Origin of the sequence: Rhodococcus wratislaviensis (genome assembly GCF_900455735.1) — a bacterium.
GTDB classification, from domain to species: Bacteria; Actinomycetota; Actinomycetes; order Mycobacteriales; family Mycobacteriaceae; genus Rhodococcus_F; species Rhodococcus_F wratislaviensis.
In genome coordinates, this window is the sequence record NZ_UAUI01000001.1 from 210,628 (window position 1) to 232,242 (window position 21,615).

At 66.4% G+C, this 21,615-nt stretch carries 24 protein-coding genes and 1 pseudogene; 14 read left to right on the forward strand and 11 right to left on the reverse strand.

Going from position 1 to position 21,615, the window contains the following annotated elements; translation table 11 throughout:
* Position 1: 1 nt before the first annotated feature.
* Genes cobG through DTA22_RS00850 form a run of 3 tightly spaced genes read left to right on the forward strand, consistent with a single transcriptional unit; the run spans position 2 to position 3,285 of the window.
* Positions 2-1,135 (forward strand): precorrin-3B synthase, encoded by a 1,134-nt coding sequence (gene cobG / locus DTA22_RS00840; RefSeq protein ID WP_112298219.1) that lies wholly within the window; start codon positions 2-4, stop codon positions 1,133-1,135.
* 24 nt (positions 1,136-1,159) lie between these two features.
* Positions 1,160-1,786, forward strand: a complete 627-nt coding sequence (locus DTA22_RS00845; RefSeq protein ID WP_112298220.1) for a precorrin-8X methylmutase — start codon at positions 1,160-1,162, stop codon at positions 1,784-1,786.
* Entirely contained in the window at positions 1,783-3,285 is a 1,503-nt protein-coding gene (locus DTA22_RS00850) for a precorrin-2 C(20)-methyltransferase (protein ID WP_037233735.1), read from the forward strand. Before DTA22_RS00845 ends, DTA22_RS00850 begins: the two co-directional genes overlap by 4 nt.
* 5 nt (positions 3,286-3,290) lie before the next feature.
* On the opposite strand, the gene DTA22_RS00855 is transcribed toward DTA22_RS00850, so the two are convergent.
* Both DTA22_RS00855 and DTA22_RS00860 read right to left on the reverse strand, forming a co-directional pair.
* Entirely contained in the window at positions 3,291-4,199 is a 909-nt protein-coding gene (locus tag DTA22_RS00855; RefSeq protein ID WP_112298221.1) for a serine hydrolase, read from the reverse strand.
* Positions 4,196-5,089: a LysR family transcriptional regulator gene (locus DTA22_RS00860; RefSeq protein WP_112298222.1), complete on the reverse strand. Its 894-nt coding sequence runs from the start codon at positions 5,087-5,089 to the stop codon at positions 4,196-4,198. The genes DTA22_RS00855 and DTA22_RS00860 overlap by 4 nt, the downstream gene beginning before the upstream one ends.
* 147 nt (positions 5,090-5,236) lie before the next feature.
* Here DTA22_RS00860 and bla point away from each other — a divergent pair, with 147 nt between their 5' ends.
* Positions 5,237-6,190 (forward strand): class A beta-lactamase, encoded by a 954-nt coding sequence (gene bla / locus DTA22_RS00865; protein WP_112298223.1) that lies wholly within the window; start codon positions 5,237-5,239, stop codon positions 6,188-6,190.
* A 71-nt stretch (positions 6,191-6,261) separates the two neighbouring features.
* On the opposite strand, the gene DTA22_RS00870 is transcribed toward bla, so the two are convergent.
* Positions 6,262-6,582: a hypothetical protein gene (locus tag DTA22_RS00870; protein ID WP_037233742.1), complete on the reverse strand. Its 321-nt coding sequence runs from the start codon at positions 6,580-6,582 to the stop codon at positions 6,262-6,264.
* Between the two features lie 219 nt (positions 6,583-6,801).
* Here DTA22_RS00870 and DTA22_RS36545 point away from each other — a divergent pair, with 219 nt between their 5' ends.
* Positions 6,802-6,924 carry a hypothetical protein gene (locus tag DTA22_RS36545; RefSeq protein WP_255309362.1) on the forward strand — a complete coding sequence of 41 codons (123 nt, stop codon included), beginning with the start codon at positions 6,802-6,804 and terminating at the stop codon, positions 6,922-6,924.
* 15 nt (positions 6,925-6,939) lie between these two features.
* On the opposite strand, the gene DTA22_RS00875 is transcribed toward DTA22_RS36545, so the two are convergent.
* Together DTA22_RS00875 and DTA22_RS00880 are read right to left on the reverse strand one after the other, a co-directional pair.
* A complete protein-coding gene (locus DTA22_RS00875) occupies positions 6,940-7,344 on the reverse strand; it encodes an ester cyclase (protein ID WP_112298224.1) in 405 nt (134 codons plus the stop codon).
* A 52-nt stretch (positions 7,345-7,396) separates the two neighbouring features.
* Entirely contained in the window at positions 7,397-8,440 is a 1,044-nt protein-coding gene (locus tag DTA22_RS00880) for a maleylacetate reductase (protein WP_112298225.1), read from the reverse strand.
* A 251-nt stretch (positions 8,441-8,691) separates the two neighbouring features.
* Between DTA22_RS00880 and DTA22_RS00885 the strand changes: the two genes are divergently transcribed.
* The 7 genes from DTA22_RS00885 to DTA22_RS00915 all read left to right on the forward strand — a co-directional run bounded on the left by DTA22_RS00885 (position 8,692) and on the right by DTA22_RS00915 (position 14,725).
* Positions 8,692-9,627: a LysR family transcriptional regulator gene (locus DTA22_RS00885; RefSeq protein ID WP_245973259.1), complete on the forward strand. Its 936-nt coding sequence runs from the start codon at positions 8,692-8,694 to the stop codon at positions 9,625-9,627.
* A gap of 258 nt (positions 9,628-9,885) precedes the next feature.
* Positions 9,886-10,443, forward strand: coding sequence for a 4-nitrophenol 4-monooxygenase/4-nitrocatechol 2-monooxygenaser reductase component (npcB, locus tag DTA22_RS00890; protein ID WP_112298227.1), 558 nt, complete (start codon positions 9,886-9,888; stop codon positions 10,441-10,443).
* A 17-nt stretch (positions 10,444-10,460) separates the two neighbouring features.
* Positions 10,461-12,047 carry a 4-nitrophenol 4-monooxygenase/4-nitrocatechol 2-monooxygenase oxygenase component gene (npcA, locus tag DTA22_RS00895; protein ID WP_112298228.1) on the forward strand — a complete coding sequence of 529 codons (1,587 nt, stop codon included), beginning with the start codon at positions 10,461-10,463 and terminating at the stop codon, positions 12,045-12,047.
* A gap of 95 nt (positions 12,048-12,142) precedes the next feature.
* Positions 12,143-13,045 (forward strand): hydroxyquinol 1,2-dioxygenase, encoded by a 903-nt coding sequence (gene npcC, locus DTA22_RS00900; protein ID WP_112298229.1) that lies wholly within the window; start codon positions 12,143-12,145, stop codon positions 13,043-13,045.
* A gap of 146 nt (positions 13,046-13,191) precedes the next feature.
* A complete protein-coding gene (locus DTA22_RS00905) occupies positions 13,192-13,941 on the forward strand; it encodes an SDR family oxidoreductase (protein ID WP_112298230.1) in 750 nt (249 codons plus the stop codon).
* 59 nt (positions 13,942-14,000) lie between these two features.
* Positions 14,001-14,462, forward strand: coding sequence for an RrF2 family transcriptional regulator (locus DTA22_RS00910; RefSeq protein WP_037233749.1), 462 nt, complete (start codon positions 14,001-14,003; stop codon positions 14,460-14,462).
* A gap of 68 nt (positions 14,463-14,530) precedes the next feature.
* Positions 14,531-14,725, forward strand: a complete 195-nt coding sequence (locus DTA22_RS00915; RefSeq protein WP_112298231.1) for a hypothetical protein — start codon at positions 14,531-14,533, stop codon at positions 14,723-14,725.
* 54 nt (positions 14,726-14,779) lie between these two features.
* Here DTA22_RS00915 and DTA22_RS00920 read toward each other — a convergent pair whose 3' ends face one another.
* Together DTA22_RS00920 and soxR are read right to left on the reverse strand one after the other, a co-directional pair.
* Complete coding sequence (locus DTA22_RS00920; protein ID WP_037233751.1) at positions 14,780-15,082, reverse strand: hypothetical protein; 303 nt, start codon at positions 15,080-15,082, stop codon at positions 14,780-14,782.
* Positions 15,083-15,230: 148 nt separating this feature from the next.
* Positions 15,231-15,671 (reverse strand): redox-sensitive transcriptional activator SoxR, encoded by a 441-nt coding sequence (gene soxR, locus DTA22_RS00925; RefSeq protein WP_037233753.1) that lies wholly within the window; start codon positions 15,669-15,671, stop codon positions 15,231-15,233.
* A gap of 50 nt (positions 15,672-15,721) precedes the next feature.
* On the opposite strand from soxR, the gene DTA22_RS00930 reads away from it, so the two are divergent.
* Positions 15,722-17,131, forward strand: a complete 1,410-nt coding sequence (locus DTA22_RS00930) for an MFS transporter (RefSeq protein ID WP_037233755.1) — start codon at positions 15,722-15,724, stop codon at positions 17,129-17,131.
* Here DTA22_RS00930 and DTA22_RS00935 read toward each other — a convergent pair.
* From DTA22_RS00935 to DTA22_RS00950, 4 genes and pseudogenes are all read right to left on the reverse strand, one after another.
* Complete coding sequence (locus DTA22_RS00935) at positions 17,128-17,964, reverse strand: HpcH/HpaI aldolase/citrate lyase family protein (protein ID WP_112298232.1); 837 nt, start codon at positions 17,962-17,964, stop codon at positions 17,128-17,130. The two genes, DTA22_RS00930 and DTA22_RS00935, sit on opposite strands and share 4 nt — an antisense overlap.
* A 130-nt stretch (positions 17,965-18,094) precedes the next feature.
* The gene (locus DTA22_RS00940) at positions 18,095-18,382 is read right to left on the reverse strand and encodes a hypothetical protein (RefSeq protein ID WP_112298233.1); all 288 of its coding nucleotides are present in this window, start codon (positions 18,380-18,382) and stop codon (positions 18,095-18,097) included.
* Positions 18,383-18,449: 67 nt separating this feature from the next.
* Positions 18,450-19,139: a transglycosylase family protein gene (locus tag DTA22_RS00945; protein ID WP_112298234.1), complete on the reverse strand. Its 690-nt coding sequence runs from the start codon at positions 19,137-19,139 to the stop codon at positions 18,450-18,452.
* Positions 19,140-19,630: 491 nt separating this feature from the next.
* Positions 19,631-19,753 (reverse strand): annotated as a pseudogene (locus tag DTA22_RS00950) (LuxR C-terminal-related transcriptional regulator); the annotation flags it as partial.
* Positions 19,754-19,921: 168 nt separating this feature from the next.
* On the opposite strand from DTA22_RS00950, the gene DTA22_RS00955 reads away from it, so the two are divergent.
* Positions 19,922-21,526 (forward strand): AMP-binding protein, encoded by a 1,605-nt coding sequence (locus DTA22_RS00955; protein WP_112298235.1) that lies wholly within the window; start codon positions 19,922-19,924, stop codon positions 21,524-21,526.
* Positions 21,527-21,615 lie beyond the last annotated feature (89 nt).

Consider the following 21,615-nt stretch of genomic DNA (forward strand, 5'->3'; position numbering starts at 1 on the left):
CATGGTCGACTCCCGTTCCCGCCCCGATGCATGCCCCGGCGCGCTGCAGGTCCACCAGGCCGCCGACGGTGCACTCGCCCGGGTCCGCCTCCCTGGAGGTGTGCTGACCTCCACCCAGCTGCAGACCCTCGCGGAATCGGCCCGCGACCTCGGGAACGGCGAGATCGAACTGACATCCCGCGGCAACGCGCAACTGCGGGCGGTCCGCGAGCCGCAGGAGTTCGCCCGCCGTCTCGCCGACGCGGGTCTCCTGCCGTCGGAAACGCACGAACGGGTCCGCAACATCCTCGCCTCGCCGCTGACCGGCCGGATCGGTGGTCTCGCGGACCTGAGGGATCTGGTCGACGAACTCGACCGGACGTTGTGCGCGGACTCGGCGTTGGCGGACCTCCCCGGCCGCACCCTGTTCACCCTCGACGACGGGCGCGGCGACGTCTCGGCGCTCGGCGGCGACTTCGGCGTCCATGCGGTGAGCGAGACGGAGGTCGCCCTGGTTCTCGCCGGTCGCGACACCGGCGCCCGGATCACGACGACGGAATCGGTGACGGTGCTCCTCGACTCCGCCCGCGTCTTCCTGGAGCTGCGCGATCAGCACTGGCGGCTGTCCGAGATCCCCGACGGGGTCGAACGGACCCTGTCGGCCTTGACGCTCGCACCGATTGCCGACCCGGTGAGCGGGTTCGACGAGCATCGGCCGCCGATCGGGTGGCTCGACCAACCGGATGGCAACGTGACCCTCGGCGGCGGTCTCGCATTCGGGATCCTCGACGCCCGACTGGCCGAGTTCCTCGCCGCGGTCGAGAAGCCGGTGATCGTCACACCGTGGAAATCGGTGTTGCTGTGCGATCTCGACGAGTGGTCCGCCGAGCAGGTGGTCCGGGTCCTCGCCCCGATGGGTCTGATCTTCGACGAGAACTCACCCTGGCTGACCGTCAGCGCCTGCACCGGGCAGCCCGGATGCGAGAAGGCGCTCGCCGATGTGCGGTCCGACGCGCGGGACGCCGTCGCGAGCGGCGAACTCCCGGTGGAGGGCCGACAGCACTGGTCGGGCTGTGAGCGGTGCTGCGGGCGGCCCAAGGGGGAGGTCGCCGACGTCGTCGCCACGGAGACGGGTTACCGGGTGGAGGAGCCGTGACCGCGGTGCCTCTATCGTGAGCGAATGATCGAGTACATCCGAGACGGCGCGGAGATCTACCGCCAGTCCTTCGCCACGATCCGCGCCGAGGCGGATCTCAGTGCCTTTCCCGAGGACGTCTCGCAGGCCGTGGTCCGCATGATCCACGCGAGCGGTCAGGTCGACCTCGTGGACGACGTCGCGTTCACGCCCGGTGTCGTGAAGGCGGCCCGCGCGGCGTTGGCGGGCGGGGCCCCGATCCTGTGTGACGCGCAGATGGTGGCCGCCGGCGTGACCCGGAAGCGTCTCCCGGCGGACAACGAGGTGCTCTGCACGTTGCGCGACCCCCGGGTCCCGGTGCTGGCGGAGCAGATCGGGAACACCCGTTCGGCGGCCGCGCTCGAATTGTGGGGCAGCAAACTCGAGGGTGCCGTCGTCGCGATCGGCAACGCCCCGACCGCCTTGTTCTACCTGCTGGACATGATCGAGTCCGGTGCCCCCCGGCCTGCCGCGATCGTGGGCGGTCCGGTCGGTTTCATCGGTGCCGCGGAGTCGAAGGAAGCGTTGATCGAGCACCCGAGTGATCTCGACTATCTGGTGGTCCGCGGCCGCCGCGGTGGCAGTGCCATCACGGCTGCGGCGCTGAATGCGATTGCGAGCGAGGTCGAATGAGCTCCGAACAGCGCGTGACCGGCAAACTGTGGGGCGTCGGCATCGGACCGGGCGACCCGGAACTGGTGACCGTCAAGGCCGCGCGGGTCATCGCCGAGGCCGATGTGGTGGCGTTCCACAGCGCCCGGCACGGCAAGAGCATCTCCCGCGCGGTCGCGGCGCCGTACCTGCGTGAAGGCCAGATCGAGGAGCACCTCGTCTACCCCGTCACCACCGAGACCGTCGACCACCCGGGCGGATATCAGGGGGCGATGGACGAGTTCTACGAGGAGGCGTCGCAGCGACTCGCCGCCCACCTCGACGCCGGTCGTTCGGTGGCGCTCCTCGCCGCGGGCGACCCGCTGTTCTACAGCTCCTACATGCACATGCACAAGCGGCTGGCGCAGCGTTTCGAGGCGGAGGTGATTCCCGGGGTCACGTCGATCAGCGCCGCCTCCGCCGCGCTCGCGATGCCCCTCGTCGAGGGCGAGGAAATCCTCACCGTCCTGCCCGGAACCCTGCCGCGCGGCGAGCTGACGCGGCGCCTCCGCGAGACCGACGCCGCCGCGATCCTGAAACTCGGACGCACCTACCCGGCCGTCCGGCAGGCGTTGAAGGACTCCGGCCGCATCGACGAAACGTGGTACGTCGAGCGGGCCAGCACCACGCGGCAGAAGATCGACGCCGCGGACGACGTCTCCGACAGCGATGTCCCCTACTTCTCGATCGCCATCGTTCCCAGCCCGTCGAACGCCCGCCGCGACGATGCGGCACCGAAGGGCGAACTCGTCGTCGTCGGGCTCGGTCCCGGCGACCAGGCCTGGACGACACCGGAAGTGCAGCACGAACTGTCGCTCGCCACCGACCTCGTCGGCTACGGCCCCTACATCGACCGGGTCCCCGAACGTCCGGGCCAGCGCCGTCACTCCAGCGACAACCGCGTCGAGGCCGAACGCGCCGCGATGGCTCTCGACCTGGCGAAGAACGGTGCCCGCGTCGCCGTCGTGTCGTCCGGCGACCCGGGTGTGTTCGCGATGGCCGCCGCGGTGCTGGAAGTCGCGGCCGAGGAGCAGTGGCGCGGCGTCCCCGTGCGCGTCCTGCCCGGTATGACCGCCGCGAACGCCGTCGCGAGCCGGGTCGGCGCACCCCTCGGGCACGACTACGCCGTCCTGTCCCTGTCGGACCGGCTCAAACCGTGGGACGTGGTGGCGCAGCGCATCTCGGCGGTCGCGAGCGCCGACATGGCCTTCGCGGTCTACAACCCCGCATCGAAGTCACGCACGTGGCAGGTCGCCGCGATGCGCGACCTGGTTCTCGAGCACCGCTCCCCCGACACCCCGGTGATCATCGGCCGCGACGTGGCAGGCGCGCAGGAGTCGGTGCGGGTGGTGCGGCTCGCGGACCTCGACCCGGCAGAGATCGATATGCGGTGCCTGCTCATCGTGGGCTCGTCCATGACGACCGTCGTCGAGAACGAACACGGGACCAGGGTGTTCACGCCCCGGCGTTATCCGGGCTGAGTACCTCACTCGACGCGGCCGGAGCGGAGTTCGGTCACCGCGATCCGGGCGGCATGCCCGATTGCGGCATCGACCACCGGAAGCACGGGATCGGTTCGGGCGGCGCGGGTGAAGACGGCGACAGCGACGGGAGTCTCACCGGGAAACGTCACCACGGCCACCTCGTTGCGGATGGCGCCGATGGTCCCGGTCTTTCCGGCCACGTCCACCTCGGAATACGGAAACCCGGATCGGATGCGGTGCTGCCAGATCTGCGCGGACATCACGTGCCGGACGAACTCGCCCTGCGGCCCGGGCACCGCCCGTCCGGTCCAGATCGCGTCGAGTAGCGAAGTCATCTCCCGCGGGGTCGTCGCGCTCGCATACGACGGGTCGTAGGCGGACACCGTCCACGCCTCGTCGTTGTCGGCGAGCGCCGCGAATGCTTCGGCGGTGGTGTGCGCGTGGGCGTCGATCACCAGGCTGCGGTGCGCATCCGCCGTGCCGCCGATGATCCGCGTGCTCGTCATGCCCAACTCGGACAGTGCCAGCTCGACGCTCTCCAGTCCCACGTGCCCGAGAACGAGGTCGGCGGCGGCGTTGTCGGACACTGTCATCATCGACAGCGCCAGATCCCGCCAGCTCAGCACCACAGGGTCATGGAACGTCGACACCCCGGTCGGCCCCGGGGTGCAGTCGGCCGGATTCACCCGGACGGTCGCGGTCGGCGACAACTCCCCGGATTCGAAAGCGCGGCACAGGGCGACGAGCAGCGGAAGTTTGTAGACCGACGCCAGCACCACGAGGTCGTCCGCACCGACCGCGATGTCACCCCCGTCCTCGGTCGGGGTCCCGACGCGGCGGGCGTGCAGCCATCCGGTGCACCCGGCGTCGGCGAAGACGTCACGGATGGCCTTTTCCGCCGACGGGGTCATCGATCGGCCCTGAACAACACCCGGTCGAGGGCGGCAGCGGACGGTGCGACGTCGGCCCCGGAGCGCCAGACGATGCGCAGGCGCAGCGCGAGGTCCTCGTGCAGCAGATCGACCCAGGCCACACCCGGCATCACCGTGGGTGCCGTCGCCGTCACGCCGAAGTGACCGCCTGCGGCCACGTGCGTGAGAATTTCTCGCGGACCCGGTGCGACCACGATGCCCGGGTCCAGCCCCCGGGCCCGCCACAGGTCGACGAACAGGTCGTGGGCCGGCGGATTGTCCGAGCGGGGACCGGTGGCCAACGCAAGCCCGCGCAGCATCCGGACCTGCGCCTTCTTCGCGACCGCCGCCGGGTGGTCGTCCGGCACCACCACCCATCGCCGAAGCTTCAGCACCGGGCCGCTGTCGAGACCGGTCAGCAGAGCGGGATGTTCGACCACGGCGACGTCGAGACTGCCCGTGCGGACGGCGTCCACGAGTTCGGTGGTGGACGCCGTCGTCGTCACCACCCGGGTGGTCCGAGACTCGTCCGCGTCGCGAAGGGCACGGACACAGCGCACCACGACACCGTCGGCCACCGAGTGCGGGACACCCCAGCGCACCACCGCATCGCGACCGCCGGCGATGCGATGCGCCTCGTCCTCGAATCGGGCCGCGTCGGCGACGAGAAGCCGCGCACGCGGAAGCAATTGGCGTCCGGCGTCGGTGAGCCCGACTCCTCGGGCACTGCGCTGAACCAGCTCCGCGCCGAGTCGCTGTTCGAGCCGCCGCACTCCCTGCGACAGCGGCGGCTGCGTCATGCCGAGTCGCGATGCGGCGTTGCCGAAGTGTCCCTCTTCCGCAACGGCGACAAAGAAACTCAGGTGGCGGAGCAGATCCATGGCGACCATTGAACCAGTTCCGACCGCCCCCATCGGGCGACGCCACCGTTTGCCGGGCACAAATCGTTGCCCTGAACTGGGGCGATATCCCGCCCGACTCGCGACGACGCCGCTTGCGTCTTTGCGCTATGAGCGTCCGCATCCGACATTGGGTCCATGCCCACATACCGAAATCATCCGAACCCCAGGCGCACCGGTCGTCGCGGTGCCGTTGCTCTCGCGGTGGCTCTGCCCTTGCTGCTCGGGGCGTGCACGGCCACCGCGGAGCAGGCCCAGCCCACGACGTCGGTGGCCGCGGCACCGGATCACCGGTCCCTCGACGCGACGATCGACGCCTTGGAGGCGCAGTACTCCACGCGGATCGGAGTGGCGGCGGTCAATCCCGCGACCGGCGAGGTCTACAGCCACCGGGGCGACGAACGGTTCGCGATGTGCTCGACGTTCAAGGCCTACGCGTCCGCGGCGGTCCTGCGCAAGACCGAGGACGGGTCGACGTCACTCGACAAGACGGTCGTGGTCGAACCCGGCGACCTCGTCGAGAACTCACCGGTCACCGCCGCGGCGGTCGGCACCCCGATGACCTTGGGGCAGATCGCCGAAGCGGCGTTGACGCAGAGCGACAACACCGCCGGGAACTACCTGCTCCGCGAGATCGGCGGGCCGCAGGCGATCACCGCCCTCGCCCGGGACATCGGGGACGAGAGCACGCGACTGGACCGGTGGGAGACCGAACTCAACACCGCATTCCGCGACGATCCCCGGGACACGACGACACCCAACGGCCTCGCGCAGGGTTTCCGGGCACTGCTCCTGGGAGACGCCCTCGACACGGCGAGCCGCGATCAGCTTCTCGAGTGGATGCGGGCGAGCAAGACGTCGGACAAGCGAATGCGCGCCGGTCTGCCGACCGGATGGACTGCCGCCGACAAGACCGGTGGCGGCGGATTCGGCACCGCCAACGATGCCGGTGTCGCGTGGAGTCCGGACGGCGCACCCGTCGTCCTCACCATCCTCACCGACAGCCTCACGAATCAGGAGGACGCGCAGGGTAACAACCAAGCGATCGCCGACACCACCGCGGCCGTCGTCGAAGGCTTGACTGCGCCGTGAGTCATCTGAGCAAGGCGCGGGGAGCGGGCCGACCTGTGACGGCCCGACTCCCCCGACGCCGAAGGTTGTCGCTAGCTCACGACGTCGTGACCGCGCATCGCCCGGCGCAGAGGCCTTTCCGTCTTGGCGACGCGCCGCCCGGTCACCGTCAACATCGGGCGCGGAATTCCGATACCCATCACCGGCACCCCGGTCACATACCCTTCCCGGTAGAGGTAATTCGACGCATCGGCCACCTCGTCCCGGGTCAGGGGCGAGGGCGCCCAGCCGACGGTCTCACCGATGGCATCCGCGTCCAGAATCGGACTTCGGTACCCTTCCGTGGTCTTCGCGAGAAGCCAACGCAGAACAGCGTCACGAACCGCCCATTGACGATCGGTAGCTGCATTCACATTTCAGTCCTCCGGTAGATGCCGTTGATGCTTGCATGGACCATAGCCATCGCCCAGGAATAAGCAAGTTCGTGAGCGTTCCTGCGGTTCTTGGGATCTCACGGAAGGATGCTTCCAGCTCGGCACCACGCTCGGGCCGGATGCCGAAGTGGACTTATCTACTTTCCTGGGTATGGTCGGGATCAGTTCGTGGTTGCCACTTCCGAAGATGGAGCGACAATGGCTGACAAATCCGCCGTCAAGAGTTCGAAACAGTCCGCCCGCGCCCTGAAGGAGCGCCGGGCGGAGAAGCGGGCGAAGGCCCAGGAGTCGACGGAGGTCATCCGAAAGAGCAAGGGCTGAAGTCGCATTGAAGGGTCACGACGCGCTGAGCTGGCGATGAAGGGCACCTCCGTCCCAATAGTCGGTGCTGGTAATGATGTGGTTGCCTCTCACTTCCAGCATCTGCACTCCGGCCAGGTGCACCCTCTGCCCGTTCGGCTCGTACGGGCCCAGGCGGCCATTCAAGTGACCGGATAGTGCGTAGGTCACCGCCGCACGGTTGCCATCGATGAGCGTGTCATCGAGGTTCCAGTGCGCGTCGGGAAAGGCTGCGAAGAGCCCTGCGAGACCGGCGGCGATCTTCTCCGGTGTGCGATGGTCTGCGCCGGCTGCGATATCGCGGTGGCGGCATAGCGGAGCGTAGAGCTTTGCGACGTCCGCGGGGCGGTGGTTGTTGTATGCCGTGTACAGATCGGTCACGATCTGGGTGAGTGAGTTCATGATCGGTGTCTCCTTTGCTCGGCAGCCTTCGACGCGGGGGAAGGTCTTGCTGTCACAGTGATTGGGGAAGGTCTCCGTTCCACGCTTCGCGGAGGAGTGAGCGAATCGGTAGCATCTCCAGCGGCCGAGGACTGACAAGATTCTCGGCCACGGCTGCTTCCGCAACTGCATCGATCTGGTCCCGCGTGATGCCGATGGCTCGGAGTCCTGTCGGTGTGCCGACCGACCGGGCCAGCGACCAGACGTTGTCGGCGAGTGTCGTCGGGTCACATTTCATCGCCTCGGCCACACGGGCGATGGTGTCGGGGATCGCGGGTTCCAGGTACCGGATGACGTAGGGCAGGACGATCGCGTGGGTTTCGGCGTGGGGGGCGTCGCACATTCCTCCGAAGAGATGACACAGCGCGTGATGCAGACTGGTGCCTACCGTCCCCAGCGCGATGCCGGCCAGGCAGGCGGCGAGGAGAACCTCTCCACGGGCTGCAAGGTCGGTTGTGGTGTACGCCCGGCGCAGGAAGCGCTGGAGTCGGCTGGCACCATCGAGAGCCAGTGCGTCGGTGATCGGGTCATGGTTCGTCGCCCACAGGGCTTCGGCGCAGTGGGCCAAGGCGTTCATCCCGCTGGGGCCGACGATCGAGGCCGGCAGCGCGGTCAGGAGTCGCGGGTCGTAGACGACGATCTTCGGCAGGGCCGCGGGATCGCGGGCGGTCTTCTTGTCCGTTCCGCTGGTGAGCCCGTAGATGGGCGTCATCTCGCTGCCGGCGTACGTGGTGGGGACGGCGACCAGGGTGAGGCCGGTATTCACCGCGACCGCTTTGCCGAGACCGACGGTGCTGCCGCCGCCGATGGCGACGATCACGTCTGTGTCGGCGGTGCTGGCGGCGACTGTGGCGCGTTCGGCCAGATCGCGAGGTACATGCTGTCGAACTTCGTTCCATTCCAGTGCCGTTCGATGGCCTAAGGCGGACCGTCCGCGGTCCACAAGTTTCGACTGGCGGGCCGAGACGATGAGCATGGCTCTGCGCAGGTTTCCGTTGTCGAGTTCCGGTGCCAGCTGGGCCAGGGCCCCGTCGCCGAAAACTATTCGACCAGGCAATGTTGTTCGAGTGAAAGGTATGGAGCTCGGCAGGTCGCGCTCCGAAATATCCGAGGACGCTGAAGGTTCCGCTGTATTCATCGATGAACTCCACTCGTAGCGGGGCACCCACCACCGCTGTTCGGTCGGCGTCGTGAACTGACGCCGACGCCCGCCTGCTGCGGGTTCGAAAATGATCACCCATTCCAGGTCGTCCGGTCCAACGGATGTCACAGATGCAATACATCGCTGGTGCCGATAGTGTGGATCAGATGAAGGATCTCCGCAGTGTCGACCTCAACCTGCTGGTTGATCTCGATGCCCTGCTGAGCACGCGAAGTGTCACCGACGCTGCACGACGGTTGAACCTGAGCCAATCGGCGATGAGTGGCTCGTTGTCGCGACTGCGGCGATTGTTCGACGATCCGCTCATGGTCCGTAACGGCCGAGTACTCGTCCTCACCCCTCGCGCGGAGGCCCTGATCCCGCCGGTGAGGGAGATCCTGCACCAGATCGACGGCGTCTTCGCAGAGAGCGACGACTTCGATCCACGCACAACGACCAGATCGTTTTCGATCAGCGCATCGGACTATGCGACGGCGGTCGTTCTGGCACCCCTGCTCCGCGGACTCGCCGACGAGGCCCCGAATGTCACGGTGAACGTGCTGCCCCGCTCCCCCGACGTTTCTGCTGTCCTTCGCCTCGATTCCGCCGACCTTGTCATCGAGCCCCGAGAGATGATGGGCGACTCGCCACCGCCCGGCGTCTCACTGTTCTCCGACCGCTGGGTATGCATGCTCGACGGCAGCATGCACGAACCGGCGGTGTTGGATCGACTCGACCGCGACCATTATCTGCAGCTGCCCCATCTCGTCTATTCCATCGGCCAGGACAGGCAGTTGAACTTCGCCGATCGTCATCTGGCCTCACTCGGGGTGCGACGGCGAATAGAGCTCACGGTCGAAAGCTTTCTCATGGCACCCCTCCTCATTCGCGGCACATCACTGGTCAGCCTGGTCCTCGAACGGGCCGCTTCCATGCTGCCGCTCGACGGCCTACGCCTCGTCGAGCCGCCGATTCCGGTGCCGGGCATCACCGATGCGATGTACTGGAATCCGCGGCACACCGAAGATCCGGGTCATCGGTGGCTTCGACAGCGCCTCGCCGCCACCGCGGCCCGCCTCACCCCGACCGGAGACGTGTCGTAACGGGCGCGAGCGTTGAGCCCGTCTCGACAATTGCCGCACGGTCCTGAAACGCAGGATATCGGTGCGGCCGATATTACCCATCTGCCACATCTGTTGGACTGAATCCGGATGAGGTTCTAGCGTTCTTCGTGTCAGGTAGGTCACAGTCTTCCGCTCACACGGCGCAGGCCACTCCACTCCGCAGATCGCGGTCGGAGCGCGTGAACGGCCGGGTCTAGCCAGACGACACCAAATCCGGACAAGCCGGCCCGACACCGAATGTTGGAGGATCCGATGGAACAGAATGTCTTGCAGCCCTTGGACAAAGCCGAATTCCGCAGCGTTGTCGGACACTTCGCGAGTGGTGTCACGATCGTGACGGCTGCACACGACGGTGTCCGCTACGGCGCAACGATCAGCGCGGTGACATCGCTGTGCGACACACCCCCCATGGTCCTGGTCTGCGTGAATCAGAAACTGGGGACGCACGCTGCAATCCGCAATGCCCGCCATTTCACGATCAACATCCTCGGTGAGGATCAAGCGTCCCTGGCTCACACGTTTGCAACGCCCGGGGCGGACAAGTTCGCCGACGTAGCCGTGCACCATGGCCAACACGGTCCCCGCCTGGCGGAAGCGTTGGCATACCTCACGTGCCGCGTCGTCGACGATCTCGAAGGCGGCACGCACCGCATTTTCGTCGCCGAAGTCGTGGAGGCGCAGGCCGGAACCGGCAATCCACTTTCGTACTACCGAGGCCGCTTCGGCCACTTCGTTCCCTACAGGAATGCGATGTGGCGAACCACGCAGGCCGACAACGCAGTTTTCCCCCAATAAGAGAGAAGGGTTCCTCCATGAGGACAGGACAGCAGTATCTCGAGTCGCTTCGAGACGGACGCCAGGTATACGTCGGCGGCGAACTGATCGACGACGTCACCACCCATCCCAAGACGAGTGGATACGCGAAAGCGATTGCGGAGTACTACGATCTGCATCTCGACCCGGAGCATCAGGATGTTCTGACCTTCGTCGACGACGACGGTGTCCGGAAGTCGATGCACTGGTTCCTCCCCCGATCGAAGGCCGATGCCGCGCGCCGCCGCGCCTACCACGAATTCTGGTTCCGGCACTTCCAGGGAGGTATCTTCACTCGGCCGCCGGCGGGAATGCATGTCGTGATGTACGCGCAGATCGACGATCCGGAGCCGTGGGAGGACAACGCAGTCGTCGCCGGCGGACGCACCATCTCCTTCGCGGACAATATCCGGTCTCAGTGGCAGCGTGTGACCACCGACGACGTCGCACTGTCCCCCATGTTCGTCGATGTGCAATTCGACCGTGGACGCGACGACGCGCTCGGAGAAACCCCGATGCTCAGCATCGTGGAACAGAACGACCAGGGAATCGTCGTCCGCGGCTGGAAGGCGATGGGAACATCTCTTCCCTTCGTCAACGAATTGCTCGTCGGCAACCTGTGGCGACCGGGGCAGACCTCGGATCAGACCGTGTACGCAATTGTTCCGGTCAACACCCCTGGGCTCTCACTGGTGTGTCGCCAATCGAACGCCACTCCGGATGCCGAGCCCTACGACCATCCACTGTCGACCATCGGTGACGAACTCGACGGAATGGCGTACTTCGACGACGTCTTCATCCCGTGGGAGAACGTTCAGCACATCGGCAATCCCGATCACGCGAAGTGGTACCCGCAGCGCCAGTTCGACTGGGTCCACATCGAGACCCAGATTCGGCACGCGGTCCACGCCGAACTGATCGTCGGTCTCGCCCTCCTGCTGACCAACGCGCTCGGGACGAACAACAACCCGATCGTGCAGTCGCAGCTTGCCGATCTCGTCCGTTTTCGCGAAACCTGCAAGGCATTCGCCATTGCCGCCGAGGAGACCGGATTCACGACAGCGGGCGGGCTGTTCAAGCCCAACAACATCTACGTCGACCTCGGACGCGCCCACTACCTCGAGAACATCCACAACGCCGTCAACCAGCTGATCGAGTTCTGCGGTCGCGGTGTCGTGATGTCACCGACGAAGGCCGACTTCGACCATCCGTTCCTCGGCCCCAAGCTGGAAGAGGCCTTGCGTGGCACATCGATCAGTGCGCGCGACCGCGTATCCATCTTCCGGCAGATCAGCGAACGCTATCTCACCCAGTGGGGTGCTCGCCACGAGATGTTCGAGAAGTTCAACGGCACTCCCCTCTACCTCGTCAGATTGCTGACGATGCAGCGCACCGAGTACCAGGTCGACGGCCCGTTGACCGACCTTGCGCGACAGGTTCTCGGCTTCGGCGACACCGAGGCGCTCGCCGCACGCGCGGCCGAGGTGGAGAAGAACTCGAACTGGGCGTCCGTTGCGTACCAACCCGAGTACGCGCGGGAGCAGGACGTCCGAGACGGCTATTACAAGGAGACCGAGAAGGTCTGATCAGCGCTGTCGGGCCGGGCAGGTTCCCGGCCCGACAGTTCCAGCTCCGGGCGCTGCACATTTGGATGCGCCCAGGTTTTGTGAGAGGACTACCGATGCACACCAGCGATACTGAAACCCTCGACGAGCAGATGGCGATCGAGCAGCGGCTCGTCGACAGTGTGGTCGCGTCATTCGACTCCACGACAGACCCGCGGCTGAAGGAGTTGATGCAATCCTTGGCCCGGCATCTGCATGCGTTCATCCGTGAGGTGCGCCTCAGCGAGGGCGAGTGGAGCAACGCCATCGCGTTCCTCACCGCCGTCGGAAACGTTACCGATGATCGGCGCCAGGAGTTCATCCTGCTCTCCGACGTTCTCGGCGTCTCGATGCAGACCATCGCCGTCGGAAACCCGGCCTACAAGGATGCCACCGAGTCCACCGTCTTCGGACCGTTCTTCGTCGAGGATGCGCCCGAAGTCGCCGTGGGCGGCGACATTGCCGGTGGTGCGACCGGGCAACCCTGCTGGATCGAAGGAACCGTCACCGACACCATGGGCAACCCCGTTCCCGGAGCCCGGATCGAGGTGTGGCAGGCCGACGAAGGCGGGTTCTACGACGTCCAATACTCGGACGGTCGGATCGCGGGGAGGGCGCACCTGTTCGCGGATGCACACGGACGCTACCGGTTCTGGGGGATGACACCTGTTCCGTACCCCATCCCTAGCGATGGTCCGGTCGGAAAGATGCTGGCCGCGACCAACCGATCACCGATGAGGGTCGCGCACCTTCACTTCATGGTCACCGCGGACGGCCAGCGAACCCTCGTCACGCACATCTTCGTCGCCGGGGACCCGCAACTCGAACGCGGGGACAGCGTGTTCGGCGTGAAGGACTCGCTGATCAAGGACTTCGTGGAGCAACCCCCAGGGACACCCACCCCCGATGGGAGCGACGTCGGCGACCGGACGTGGTCTCGATGCAAATTCGACATAGTCCTTGCACCAGAACAGATTTGATTATCACTGTCGCTGCGTGCAGACCTTCTGCCACGAAGGACGAGGAGACCCACCCCACGCCCGGCGCACGGAACTTACAACCCTTGACTCGGATACCTACCATCCAAGTAAACTAGGACAATATAAATCCAAGTTAGGAGACGGGCATGAAGATCGTTATATTCGGAACCGGACTCATCGGGAGTCAGGTCGCATCGAAGCTGACCGAGACCGGTCACGACGTCGTTGCACTCGGTCGCGGCGACGGCATCGACACCACTGCCGGCAAGGGCGTCGCGGAGGCCGTGGAGGGCGCCGACGTCGTCGTAGACCTGACCAACTCGCCGTCCTGGGAAGACGACGACGTCCTGACCTTTTTCCGCGAATCGACGAACCACCTGCTCGCCGCCGAAGAGGCGGCAGGCGTCGGCCACCATGTCGTCCTGTCCATCGTCGGCGCCGACCGGCTTCCCGCCTCCGGATACATGCGCGCCAAAGTCGCCCAGGAGGATCTGGTCAAGTCGGGCCCCATCCCCTACTCGATCGTGCGATCGACGCAGTTCTTCGAGTTCATCGCCGGCATCGCCGACGCAGGCACTGTCGGCGACACGGTTCATGCGACCCCGGCACACCTTCGGCCGATTGCCTCGCACGACGTCGTCACCCGGGTAGCGGAAGTCGCTGTCGGTGCCCCGCTCGGCGGCACGGTCGAGATCGCCGGGCCTGAATCGCTCGGCATCGATGCACTCGTTCGACGGCTGTTCGCCTCGACCGGCGACCAGCGGACCGTGACGACCGACCCCGACGCCGGCTATTTCGGCGCCAAGCTCGATGACGCTGCGATCACTCCGACACCCGGCGCCAACGCCTGGATCGCACCGACCACGCTGGACGACTGGTTGCGCGAACACGCCTGAAACGATGATGCAGTATCACTCCGCAACACCGACACAGGGGCGTGGATAGAGTCGTGGCCATGAAGCTTTCCGGCGGCGTGGAGTGGGCACTTCACTGCTGCGTGGTTCTCAGCCAGGCCGAGAGTCCGGTACCCACGGCCCGGCTGGCCGAACTGCACGGTGTGTCGAAGACATACCTCGCCAAGCACCTGCAGTCGCTCGCACGTGCCTGCCTCGTCCACCCCACCGAGGGCCGCGATGGCGGATACGTCCTGACCCGCGAACCCGAGGCCATCACCGTCCTCGACGTCGTCCAGGCCGTCGACGGAACCGAGCCCGCCTTTCGGTGCACGGAGATCCGCAGGCAAGGAGTGCTCGCCGCCCCTCCAGAGCAGTGCCGCTCCCCATGCGGCATCGCGAAAGTTATGGCTGGTGCCGAACAGGCTTGGCGCGCATCACTATCGGGTGTGACGATCGCCGACCTCGGCGCGACGACAGACCTCGCCGTCCTCAAACACATCTTGGCGACATCCGAGACGTGAGGTCACCCGCGGCAGACGGAACGCGAGATTCCCGACTTCCCCACCGTGAACCGCCTTACGATCGATGGATGGAGACCGGAACCGACGAGACCAAGACCTGTTCGTTCTGCCGCGGTCTGATCGGATACGAAATCAAGGACGCTCATGCGGGCTTCGCGTCGCTGCCCCCGGGCAAGCGGTATCGCGTCTTCCACTGCATGAATCGATGCCCACGATCGGCGCCCGACGGCCTCGAATGCGGACACCGGCACGAATACCTCTGACCCGTCCGTCAAAGCCCGCCGAGAACGTTCAACCCAGCGAGTTTCAAGCTGATATTACCCGCGTGAGAGTCCGGGCTGAGTCTGAATCTGTCCGGGACCCCCCTTGAAGCCGCCGGCCTTACCCACCGTCCATTCACCGTCAGCACCGCACACCAGGGCGCCGTTGCGGTCTCCGGGCTTGCCGTACGTCACTGTCTCGTTGCCCTGCGAGTCCGTGTTCACGATCGGGCACGGGCCACCGGTGGGCCCGTTCGGGCCGATCGGCTCGGCATGCGCAACGGACGCCGCCCCCAAGGCACTCAGAACAGGAAGGGCAGCGAAAGCGATGGCGGCAATGGTGCGGCGGGCGTTGATCATTCAGTATCTCCAAAGGGTGGTGGGATAGTGCTTCGTTGACAGGGACAACTCTGCCCACTGCAGCGCCCGAACTGAACCAACCCTCGGGGGCGTTTGCGGCACCCATGGGAGTGGAATCACCCACCCTCGCGGAGCGATCGCGATCCGTTCAGAGCCGGTTCGGACCCGAACCCTCCACCGCAAGTTGGTCTTCGGGATTGAGAAGATAGCACGCCTTCATCGACAGGCAACCGCACCCGATGCATCCGGTGAGCTCGTGTTCGAGGCGCTCGATTCGCTTGCGCTGATCCTCGAGCTGCACCCGCCACAGCTTCGATACGCGCTGCCAGTCGCGGATCGACGGCATCCGGTCGGCGGGGAGAGTCTTGAATACCGCTCCCACGTCCGCCAGCGGAATCCCGAGCCGTTTGGCCACCACGATCAGCGAGATCCGCCGGAGCATGTGGCGTTCGTACCGGCGCTGATTCCCGGACGTCCTCGTCGACGCGATCAGTCCGAGCTGCTCGTAGTAGTGGAGTGCCGACACGGCGACACCGGTCCGACGGGACACCTCCCCCACCGACAGCAGGTCCTTCGGATCCAAAGACATCGCATCATCCCCTTGACCTCGAGTCCACTCGAGATTTTAGCGTGGAGTGCATGACAACGACCGCCCCGTCACCGGCCACCTGGTCCGAACTGCTCGGACCCCGCTACCGCTCCACCTCCGCCGTCCTCGCCGGCGGCGTCGGACTGCACGCCGTCAACATCTTTCTGACGACGAGCCTGCTGCCCACCGCCATCGGTGAACTCGGGCGTGAATCGCTGTACGCGTGGAGTGCGACCGTCTTCATGGTGGCGTCCGTGATCTCGTCGATGACCGTCAGCCGGCTGCTCGCGCATCGAGGGGCGCTCGGTGCGTATCTGTTCGCTCTGGCTCCGTTCTTCGCCGGCACCATGATCTGCGCCCTCAGCCCGTCGATGGAAGTGCTCCTCGTCGGACGTGCGGTCCAGGGGCTCGGCGGGGGCCTGCTCGCGGGGTTGAGTTACGCCGTACTGCGCGAGGCGCTCCCGGAACATCTGTGGGCCCGCGCGACCGCGCTGGTCTCGGCCATGTGGGGCGTCGGAACTCTCGCCGGACCGGCGATCGGTGGGCTGTTCGCCCAACTCGGCCAGTGGCGCCTCGCATTCGTCGCGCTGGCGGTGGTCGCCGCCGCCATCGCCGCGATCGCGCCCCGGGCGTTGCCGCGCACCGATCGTGTGCGTGGCGGAGAACCCGTGCCTGCCACGTCACTCGTACTGCTCACCCTCGCCACGATTGCGATCAGCGTGGCGGGAATCCTCGGCAACCGCACCCACATGCTGGCCCTGATCGCGGTCGGCGCCGCGTTCATCGTTCTCTTCCTGGCCTGGGAGCGGCGATCACCGCGCCGTGTGCTGCCGCAGTCGACGTACACCCGGGGGTCGTCGCTGAAGTGGATCTATCTCACCATCGCGGTGCTCGCGTCCGGCACCGTGTCGGAGGCCTTCACACCCCTGTTCGGTCAACGGCTCGCCGGACTGGTTCCGTTCGCCGCGGGATTCCTCGGCGCCATGATGTCGGTGGGATGGTCGGTGACCATGATCTTCAGCTCCGACATCACCCGCCCACGTGCGCAGACGGCGGCCAAAATCGCCGGACCACTGATCCTCGCCGCCGGCCTGCTCCTCACCGCGGCGCTCTGGCGTGACGACGCCGGACTGGGCGTGGTGATTCTGTGGGCAGGCGCCCTGGCCGCCGCGGGTGCCGGGATCGGCCTCGCCTTCCCTCACTTGATGGTCGCAGCCATGCGGAGCACCGACGACGAGCAGGAGGGGGCCAAGGCCGCGGCCGGGCTCAACACGGTCGAGTTGATCGCCATGGCCGTCGGATCGGCCGTCGCCGGTGTGCTGGTCAACCTCGGTGCGCCCTCGACCCTCACCTCGGCCCGAGTGCTCTTCCTCGGCCTCGGCGTCATTGCGGCGGCCGGCGTGTTCACCGCGTACCGCGCGACCCGGCAGGCCGAACACGAGGTCGCCGGACCGTCCTAGGCCTGCGACGCGAAGTGGTCTGCGCGACGGAGAATGTCGTGGGCCCGCGCGAGCTGCGGCGGATGTCCGCCGTGAGTGACACGGCTACCGTCCGCACCCAGACGCTCGATCGTCGTTTCGGCCCACGAGATGTCATTCGAGTCGGGTGCGAACGCGGTATTGATCACCTGCACCTGCTCGGTCGCGAGCGTCAGTTTTCCGGTCATCCCCATCTCCCGTGCCAGTCGCGTGTCGTCCCGGACGACCTCGGCGTCACGCGACAGCGTCGGCCCGTCGATCGGGGCTCCGATCCGGGCTGCCCGGCTCGCATTGACGAGCCGGGATCGGGCGTACGCCAACGCCATCGGGGTTCGCCCGGCACCGGTGTCGCGGCAGTAGTCGCCGATCCCGAACGCGAGTCGAGAGACGGGAGCGGTGCGAGCGATGTCGTCCACGGCCACGATCGCGGCCGCGGACTCGACGAGGGCGACCACCGGAACACCGGGTATCTCGGCGGCGGTATCCCGCACCTGTTCGGGCGATTCGGTTTTCGACAGCATCAGCCCGCGCAGCCCGGGCAGGCCGCGGATCGCGTCGAGATCGCGCTGCCAGTGCGGGGTGGTCGCGTCGTTGATCCGCACCCAACCCGCATTCCCCATGAGCCACTCGGCGGTGCAGACGCGCCCCGCGTCTTTCGCCGCGAACGGCAAGCCGTCCTCGAGGTCGATGATCAGTGCGTCGGCGCCGGACGCAGCCGCCGCCGCGAGGCCCCCGCCACCGCCTGCTGGAACCAGAAGCCAACTCCGCGCCATTGCGAGGTCGGCCTCGCTGCGCTGGGCTGTCTCGACACTCATCCTGCTCTTCCCTCGGCCATACCGAGAAGTTTGCGCTGGGCCGAGAGGCGACGCACTCGACGAAGCGGAGTGCGGCGACCGTGCCCGGTCACCGCTTCGTCAGGTGCGGCTCCGATCCCTGCAGTCCACCTCAGAAGTCGAAGTCCCAGGAGGCCGGGTTGAAGACGACGCGGTACCAGACGTTGGTCGGTTCATCGAACGTGCACGGCACGATCACGACTCCCGACGTCTGTTCGAGCGCCGCCGCCTTCCCGCAGAAATATTCCGCGCCTTCACCGGACGTCTCGGCACGGTAGACGGGTCCGATGTGCCAGGGTTCGGCACTCGCGGTGCCGGCACCGACGGTGGCCCCGAGGACGAGGGGCGTGGCCACGATCCCGACCAATGCTGCGGTACGTCGAGCGGACTTCTTCTGCACGAAATCTCCTTCGTAGGCGACGACACGACAGTTCTGTGTGATTAGTTCGCACAAGAACCGTCGGACGTTACCGGGGAGCCGACGCCCGCTCCTCGAAGACCTGACCCGACCCGTTCTGCTCGGCAAGCTCACGGGCGCTGTTCAGCGCCTCCTGGGCGGCCGCCTTCACCGCCGCCTTCACCGCGGCGGAATCGTCGACGGTCGCAGGCGCTTCGACAACGTCCGGCGTCTCGACAACGTCCGGCGTCTCGACAGCATCCGGCGTCTCGACAACGTCCGGCGTCTCGACAGCATCCGGCGTCTCGACAGCATCCGGCGTCTCGACAACGTCCGGCGTCTCAACAGCGCCCGGAGCCTCGATTGCCGGTGCAGGTGCTGGCGCCGGCGTGGTGTGAGGTACCTCGACGGGCGCTGTGCCGCCCTTCTTCAGATACTGTCCGCACACGGGCCACGCGCCGGGGCCCTGGGTTTTCAGGACGTTCTCGGCGACCCGGATCTGCTCGGCCTGGCTGGCTTCCGAGGCCACGCCCGTTCCGCCGTTGGCTTTCCAGGTTTCCGGTGTGAACTGCAGTCCGCCGTAGAAACCGTTTCCGGTGTCGGTGGTCCAGTCGCCGCCACTTTCGCACTCGGCGACTTCTTCCCAGTCGTGCGGGGCGCCTCCGGCGGTTCCGGCGCCCAACCCGAGCAGGACGGTGACGACCGCGCCGATCAGGGCGATCCAGCCGAGGGTGTGCTTCTCCATGTTGCGAGTGGTCATGCTGGCTCAATCCTCTCCGCGCTTGCGGACGCGGCGTGCCGGCGACAACGCCTCGGTTGTCGGCCCAGCCATCCCTTTCGGTGCCTCGTCCCGCGCCTCGAAGGTGTCGGGATTACGAACCCGCGTCGGCAGATCTGCAGCGGCGGGCCCCCGAACGTGGCCTCCTCCCGAAATTCACACGGCATGAACAAGGTACGGATGTTCGACTATTGAGAAACGCGAGTGAAAATTGTGCTGTTCTGAGGTTTCGATACCTTTTCGACGTCATGTCGTGACAATTCCGTAATGCGTCGGACGGGCGAACGAATGCCCCAGCGGCTCACCCATTCCCAGCCCTGCTGCGTGGTCTCGATTTCGACACGACCCCGCGCGGCGCACCCTCCGCACCCCGTCTTCGCCGCGGCAGCCTGCATGGATGTCCCGTTCGAAACGAGATGAACAGCCCTCGAAGGCAGGGGATCTCGGTCACCCACCGAGACGGTGACCGGGCAGGGAAGCAAACCCCGTCGCCGGGCGTCCACGACGGACTCCCGACTGCTGCGCATCTCCAACTTGCCCATCAGATTGCGCATGTACGACGTGACGGTCTCGATGCTCAGCGACAGCCGGTCGGCTCGGCGCGGATCGCGTCGGTGTCGCTGGGTCTCGACGTGTCGTTGACCGGCACTCTCATATTCGGCATACCCACCTCGGAGGGTAGCGGTGCCGGCGTGATGTTCCATAACGTCGTCTTGGGCGTGTATCGCCCGTCAGAGCACCTTCACCACATCTCGGAGGTTCCAGTGTCCGGACCGACCCTCTCGCCCGCGAACCACACACCGCTCAGTCCGCTGCGCTTCCTCGAGCGCTCGGCGACCGTGTTCCCGGACCGGGTCGCCGTCATTCACGGCGACCGACGCTACAGCTATCGCGAGTTCGGCGACGAGGTCGAGAGACTCGCCCGGGTCCTGCGGAGCCGGATCGAGCCCGGCGACCGCGTTGCGTTCCTGTGCCCGAACACGCCCGAGATGCTGTTCGCCCACTTCGCGGTGCCCCTCGCAGGTGGCGTCTTCATCGCGCTGAACTCGCGACTGGCGGGCCGCGAGCTGGAGTACATCCTCGAGCACTCCGGGACGAGCCTGCTGTTCGTCGACTCCGAACTGGTCGGATCCGTCGCGACCGCCCGCGATGCCGTTCCGAGTCTGCGCGAGGTGATCGAGATCCCCGACTCCACGATCGCGCGGCCGGTGGTCCCGGAGGGGATCGCGACCGGGATGTACGCCGACTTCCTCGCAGCCGCAGACGACGTGGCCGACATCCCTCTGCACTGGGGTGTCGACGACGAACAGCAGGTGATCGCGATCAATTACACGTCCGGAACCACGGGGAAACCGAAGGGCGTGATGTACACGCACCGCGGCGCATACCTCAATTCCCTCGGCGAAACGTTCCACAACGGCTTCACCGGGTCCACCAAATACCTGTGGACGCTGCCGATGTTCCACTGCAACGGCTGGTGCACCCCGTGGGCGGTCACGCAGGCCGCCGGCACGCACATCTGCCTGCGCGCGGTGCGCGCCGACGCGATCTGGGACGCCATCGACACCCTCGGGGTCACTCACCTGTGCGGCGCTCCCGCCGTGTGTTCCACCATTGCCGAAGCGCCCCAGGCACATCCGGTCGATGCACTGCGGATCACCACCGCCGCGGCGCCGCCGTCACCGACGGTGATCGCCCAGTTGGAGGCGATCGGCGTCACCGTCGTCCACGTGTACGGGCTGACCGAGGTCTACGGGCCGTACACGATCTGCGAGTACCAGGAGTCGTGGAGCGAGCGCACCGCCGAGGAACGCGCGTCCCTGCTGTCCCGGCAGGGCGTGGGCATGGTGCAGGCGGAGAACGCCCGCGTCGTCGACGCGCAGATGATCGACGTCCCCGCCGACGGCGAGACCATGGGCGAGATCGTGCTGCGCGGCAACAACGTCATGCTCGGCTACTACCGCAACCCCGAGGCCACCGCGGAAGCCTTCGCCGGCGGCTGGTTCCACACGGGCGATCTCGGCGTCCTGCACCCGGACGGCTACATCCAGCTCAAGGACCGCGCGAAGGATATCGTCATCTCCGGCGGCGAGAACATCTCGACCATCGAGGTGGAGCAGGCATTGAGAACGCATCCCGCCGTACTCGACGTCGCGGTCATCGGTGTCCCACATCCCAAGTGGGGTGAGCGGCCCAAGGCATTCGTCATCGTGAGGAAGGGGGCCACGGTCACGGCTGAGGAACTCGCCGAGCACACCCGCGGGCGCCTCGCGAAGTTCAAGGTCCCCGACGAGATCGTCTTTCCCCTCGAACTCCCCCGCACCCCGACCGGGAAGGTCCTCAAGTTCGAACTTCGAAACTCGAATTGACTGCCTCGCAGGCAGCGCGTGGGCGCGGACTCACACGCGAAAAGGGAGAACAAACCTTCCAGTCGGACTTTTTCTATGGCATTGTAACG

What these genes read in the sequence shown, in the direction of transcription:
- DTA22_RS00930 (WP_037233755.1), top strand. Translation starts at nt 15,722, where the DNA reads ATGACAACGACCGCCCCGTCACCGGCCACCTGGTCCGAACTGCTCGGA.
- DTA22_RS00845 (WP_112298220.1), top strand. Translation starts at nt 1,160, where the DNA reads ATGATCGAGTACATCCGAGACGGCGCGGAGATCTACCGCCAGTCCTTC.
- DTA22_RS00875 (WP_112298224.1), bottom strand. Translation starts at nt 7,344, where the DNA reads ATGAACTCACTCACCCAGATCGTGACCGATCTGTACACGGCATACAAC.
- DTA22_RS00920 (WP_037233751.1), bottom strand. Translation starts at nt 15,082, where the DNA reads ATGATCAACGCCCGCCGCACCATTGCCGCCATCGCTTTCGCTGCCCTT.
- soxR (WP_037233753.1), bottom strand. Translation starts at nt 15,671, where the DNA reads ATGTCTTTGGATCCGAAGGACCTGCTGTCGGTGGGGGAGGTGTCCCGT.
- DTA22_RS36545 (WP_255309362.1), top strand. Translation starts at nt 6,802, where the DNA reads ATGGCTGACAAATCCGCCGTCAAGAGTTCGAAACAGTCCGCCCGCGCC.
- DTA22_RS00945 (WP_112298234.1), bottom strand. Translation starts at nt 19,139, where the DNA reads ATGACCACTCGCAACATGGAGAAGCACACCCTCGGCTGGATCGCCCTG.
- DTA22_RS00910 (WP_037233749.1), top strand. Translation starts at nt 14,001, where the DNA reads ATGAAGCTTTCCGGCGGCGTGGAGTGGGCACTTCACTGCTGCGTGGTT.
- DTA22_RS00850 (WP_037233735.1), top strand. Translation starts at nt 1,783, where the DNA reads ATGAGCTCCGAACAGCGCGTGACCGGCAAACTGTGGGGCGTCGGCATC.
- DTA22_RS00915 (WP_112298231.1), top strand. Translation starts at nt 14,531, where the DNA reads ATGGAGACCGGAACCGACGAGACCAAGACCTGTTCGTTCTGCCGCGGT.
- cobG (WP_112298219.1), top strand. Translation starts at nt 2, where the DNA reads ATGGTCGACTCCCGTTCCCGCCCCGATGCATGCCCCGGCGCGCTGCAG.
- DTA22_RS00855 (WP_112298221.1), bottom strand. Translation starts at nt 4,199, where the DNA reads ATGACCCCGTCGGCGGAAAAGGCCATCCGTGACGTCTTCGCCGACGCC.
- DTA22_RS00905 (WP_112298230.1), top strand. Translation starts at nt 13,192, where the DNA reads ATGAAGATCGTTATATTCGGAACCGGACTCATCGGGAGTCAGGTCGCA.
- DTA22_RS00885 (WP_245973259.1), top strand. Translation starts at nt 8,692, where the DNA reads ATGAAGGATCTCCGCAGTGTCGACCTCAACCTGCTGGTTGATCTCGAT.
- DTA22_RS00860 (WP_112298222.1), bottom strand. Translation starts at nt 5,089, where the DNA reads ATGGTCGCCATGGATCTGCTCCGCCACCTGAGTTTCTTTGTCGCCGTT.
- npcB (WP_112298227.1), top strand. Translation starts at nt 9,886, where the DNA reads ATGTTGGAGGATCCGATGGAACAGAATGTCTTGCAGCCCTTGGACAAA.
- DTA22_RS00935 (WP_112298232.1), bottom strand. Translation starts at nt 17,964, where the DNA reads ATGAGTGTCGAGACAGCCCAGCGCAGCGAGGCCGACCTCGCAATGGCG.
- npcA (WP_112298228.1), top strand. Translation starts at nt 10,461, where the DNA reads ATGAGGACAGGACAGCAGTATCTCGAGTCGCTTCGAGACGGACGCCAG.
- bla (WP_112298223.1), top strand. Translation starts at nt 5,237, where the DNA reads ATGCCCACATACCGAAATCATCCGAACCCCAGGCGCACCGGTCGTCGC.
- npcC (WP_112298229.1), top strand. Translation starts at nt 12,143, where the DNA reads ATGCACACCAGCGATACTGAAACCCTCGACGAGCAGATGGCGATCGAG.